2 protein-coding genes and 1 pseudogene are annotated in these 2,247 nt (G+C 61.6%); 2 read left to right on the top strand and 1 reads right to left on the bottom strand.

Annotated features, from left to right (window positions below; genetic code table 11):
- Together EN993_RS21495 and EN993_RS37080 are read left to right on the top strand one after the other, a co-directional pair.
- Positions 1–1,569, top strand: a 1,569-nt coding sequence (locus EN993_RS21495; protein ID WP_245468928.1) for a VWA domain-containing protein, incomplete at its 5' end; no start/stop codon positions are given.
- Between the two features lie 209 nt (positions 1,570–1,778).
- Complete coding sequence (locus tag EN993_RS37080) at positions 1,779–2,060, top strand: hypothetical protein (protein ID WP_164757744.1); 282 nt, start codon at positions 1,779–1,781, stop codon at positions 2,058–2,060.
- 16 nt (positions 2,061–2,076) lie between these two features.
- Here the strand turns inward: EN993_RS37080 and EN993_RS37875 are convergent.
- Positions 2,077–2,247, bottom strand: a pseudogene (locus tag EN993_RS37875) (methionine synthase); the annotation flags it as partial.

The raw sequence follows: 2,247 nt of genomic DNA, 5'->3' as shown, positions 1-2,247 counted from the left end.
GCTCCGACGGGCGAGTTTGCGCTGGACGGCTCCATAAGCGCGCCCAGCACCTCTCGGGCCGCCCGCATGCCGGCCGAGTCCAAGCTGATGGTGCAGCCGCCGTCGACCTTGCCGGCCGACCAGATGCAGCCGCAGGAGGAAAACCGCGACCGCGTCGAGGATTTCAAGACCAATCCGGTGCATGCGGCACTCGAGGATCCGGTCTCGACCTTCTCGATCGACGTCGACACGGCCTCCTATTCCTTTGTGCGCAGCTCGCTGAAGCAGGGCACCTTGCCGCAGGCCGATACGGTGCGCGTCGAGGAGATGATCAACTACTTCCCCTATGACTGGAAGGGCCCGGAGTCGGCCTCGACGCCGTTCAACTCGACCGTCAGCGTGATGCCAACGCCTTGGAACACGCAGACCAGGCTGATGCACGTCGCCATCAAGGGGTTTGACGTCAAGCCGACCGAGCAGCCGAAGGCCAATCTGGTCTTCCTGATCGATGTCTCGGGCTCGATGGACGAGCCGGACAAGCTGCCGCTGCTCAAATCGGCTTTCCGGCTGCTGGTCAGCAAGCTGAAGGCGGACGACACCATCTCGATCGTCACCTATGCGGGTGACGCCGGCACAGTCCTGGAGCCGACCAAGGCGTCCGAAAAGGACAAGATCCTCAGTGCCATCGACAATTTGACGCCTGGCGGCAGCACAGCCGGCGAGGCGGGCATCAAGGAAGCCTACAGGCTGGCGCAAAAATCCTTCGTCAAGGATGGCGTCAACCGGGTGATGCTTGCCACTGACGGCGACTTCAATGTCGGCCAGAGCGACGATGATGATCTGAAGCGGCTGATCGAAAAGGAGCGCAAGACCGGTGTCTTCCTGTCGGTGTTCGGCTTCGGCCGCGGCAATCTGAACGACCAGATGATGCAGACCATCGCTCAGAACGGCAACGGCACCGCCGCCTATATCGACACGCTGGCCGAAGCTGAAAAGGTGCTGGTCGAGGATGCCTCCTCGACACTGTTCACCATCGCCAAGGACGTGAAGATCCAGGTCGAGTTCAACCCGAACAAGGTCTCGGAATATCGCCTGATCGGCTACGAGACCCGGGCGCTCAACCGCGAGGATTTCAACAATGACCGCGTCGATGCCGGCGATATCGGTTCGGGCCACTCGGTCACCGCGATCTACGAGATCACGCCCAAGGGCAGCGGTGGCGAGCAGATCGATCCGCTGCGTTATGGCCAGGCGTCGGTGGACAATGGCGGCGTCGCCAATGCGGACGAATATGCCTTCGTCAAGATCCGCTACAAGCTGCCGAATGAAGACGTCTCGAAGCTGATCACCACGCCGGTGACCTCGGCCAACGAGATTTCGTCCTTCGACCAGGCCAGCACCGACCAGCGTTTCTCCGTCGCCGTTGCTGCCTTCGGCCAGAAGCTGCGCGACGAGGATGCGACCGCGAAGTTCGGTTACGACAAGATCATGGAGATTGCCACTGCCGCTCGAGGAGCCGACCCGTTTGGGTACAGGTCCGAGTTCCTCTCGCTTGTGCGCCTTGCCTCGGCGCTGGGCGGTAACCGGTAGTGGTGATGACGGCCGGTTTCTTTCAGATGGGATCGTTCTGATACGGGAAACCGACCAACGGGCGGGTGAGGCAGGCCGGCGAGGGAAACCTTGCCGGCCTTTTTTTCGGAGAATTTTCCGGGTCGTTAAATTGCACGGCATTTCCGGTACCGGATCGCAACTCCCTCTTGCTACACGGGACAGGTGTACTGGGCTTGAGGGAGCCGAAATTGCAGATCAGGACTATCGCCAACTCGATACTGCCGGCACGAGACCTTCCAGCTCAAGGGCCAGCCGCTTCGTCGGCACCGTCGGCGGAATCCAGGCGTATCAGCGACAATGTCACCGCTGCCCGCAACACCGCCATGTCGGCGCTGACCAACGACCGCTTCCGCATCATGCTGGAGCAGATAACCGATCCGGTTTCATCCGGCGCGCTGATGACGATGAGCGGCGACAATGTGGTCGACTTCAAGTCGGCGCAGTCGAGCTACGCCGACAACAGCGAATAATCGAAGACTGATAAGGTCAGGCGCGGCTGCGGCGGCGCTCGCGGCGGGCTTCACTGGTCTCGGCGGTGTTTTCCGTCGCCACCTTGTTGCGCATCGGACCGATGCGCTCGACAATTGCGGCAACCGTCGGACGATCCGCCTTGGTGTGCGCATCGAGCGCCTTGCGCATGGCGGCAAGGTGCTGGAA

The organism is Mesorhizobium sp. M7D.F.Ca.US.004.01.2.1, from assembly GCF_003997785.1.
Classification (GTDB): domain Bacteria; phylum Pseudomonadota; class Alphaproteobacteria; order Rhizobiales; family Rhizobiaceae; genus Mesorhizobium; species Mesorhizobium loti.
This window is presented reverse-complemented; position numbering and strand designations above follow the sequence as displayed.